The 1,175-nt window shown below is 50.6% G+C and carries 2 protein-coding genes; both read left to right on the forward strand.

Features of this window, described 5'->3' with window-relative positions; all coding sequences use genetic code 11:
* Window positions 1-417, forward strand: a 417-nt coding sequence (locus AC3DOM_RS16660; protein WP_487920162.1) for a YidC/Oxa1 family membrane protein insertase, incomplete at its 5' end; no start/stop codon positions are given.
* Between the two features lie 13 nt (window positions 418-430).
* On the forward strand, window positions 431-1,175 hold a 745-nt coding region (gene jag, locus AC3DOM_RS16665), incomplete at its 3' end, for an RNA-binding cell elongation regulator Jag/EloR (RefSeq protein WP_487920163.1).

Raw genomic sequence — 1,175 nt, forward strand, 5'->3', positions numbered from 1 at the left:
ATCATCCGCTCGTTGGCTGCCACACCTCTTTCACTGCTAAATATGTCACGCAGCCTGTACTCATTTTTGGATGTATCCAAAGTTATTCCCTTGAATAGTAAATTCCTCTGGATGGATCTGGGTCGACCCGAATCGCTGGAAGTCTTTGGTTTTGCCCTTCCCACGCTGGCGGTAGTCGTTGTTATTACTTCTTATATCCAATCGAAGCTAATGACCCCGCCCTCCAATCCTGGTGACCAAAGCGCCGCCATGGGCAATATGATGAGCATCTATATGCCATTTTTGATGGGCTATTTTGCGATGACCTTTGCTTCTGGGCTTGCGCTCTATTTCATCACCAGTAACCTGCTCGGTATTGCCCAATACGCAATGATGGGCAAGGCCAACTGGAGCAATCTTATACCCGGCAGAAAATAACAGGGAGAGAATAATGTCTAAAAAAACAACTCTTGAAGTGATCGCACCGACAGTTGAAGACGCTCTCAGTCAGGGCCTCAAAGAATTAGGACTGACTGCCTCTGAAGTCTCCATGGAGGTGCTTGATTCAGGTGGAAAAGGATTTCTCGGCCTCGGAAAACATCAGGTGCGTGTCCGCCTGACCATCAACGGAGAGCCAGGTACCGCTCCCCCGGAGCAAGCTGAGGTTGAGTCTGCTCCGGCAAAAGCAGGGAAAAAGGCGAAAGCGCCCAAGGCCTCTAAACTTGCCTCCCCTAAAAAGAGAACATCATCCGGTCCTGAAGATGAGCCCTTGCTCGAACGCTCTGAAGAAGTGGTCTCAAAACTCCTTGAGTTGATGAAACTGGATGCAAAGGCATCTGCCAGATACGATGATCCTGATCGCGAAGGACGCAAATCTGTCTATGTTGATGTGACCGGCAAAGATCTTAGGGCACTGATCGGTCGGCGTGGAGAAACGATTAACGCTTTTCAACGTATCGCCGCCCTGATCGTCAGCAAGGAGATGTCGCGGTGGGTTCGCCTTTCAATAGACGTGGAAGGACATCGCAGCCGCCGTGAACAGCAATTACGCCGGATGGCACAGCAGATGGCCGAGCAGGTCGCAAAATCAGGCAGTCGCCAAAGCCTGGAGCCAATGCCCGCCAATGAACGACGTATCGTTCATATGGAATTGCAAAACCACCCGGATGTGAAAACAAATAGCATCGGTGAGGACC

It is taken from the genome of Candidatus Desulfolinea nitratireducens, assembly GCF_982879505.1.